Below are 305 nucleotides of genomic sequence, written 5' to 3' on the forward strand. Positions count from 1 at the left end.
CGGCCGCCTTCGCGGATCGCGAAGCGCAGCTTTTCTTCCATCGCGATCGGAACGATCAGCTCGACGTCAACGGTCACGTTGTCGCCAGGCATAACCATTTCCGTGCCTTCCGGAAGCGTCACGATACCGGTCACGTCCGTCGTGCGGAAGTAGAACTGCGGACGGTAGTTCGTGAAGAACGGCGTATGACGGCCGCCTTCTTCCTTCGTCAGGATGTAGGCTTCGGCCTTGAACTTCTTGTGCGGCTTGACCGAACCCGGCTTGCACAGGATCTGACCACGCTCGACGCCGTCACGGTTCACACC

The 305-nt window shown here is 60.0% G+C and carries 1 protein-coding gene; it reads right to left on the minus strand.

Features of this window, described 5'->3' with window-relative positions; genetic code table 11:
- Window positions 1-305 (minus strand): EF-Tu C-terminal domain-related protein (locus BLX89_RS23810; protein WP_483428655.1); only part of this gene is annotated, 305 nt, incomplete at both ends.

The organism is Pararhizobium arenae (genome assembly GCF_001931685.1).
Taxonomy (GTDB): Bacteria; Pseudomonadota; Alphaproteobacteria; order Rhizobiales; family Rhizobiaceae; genus Pararhizobium; species Pararhizobium arenae.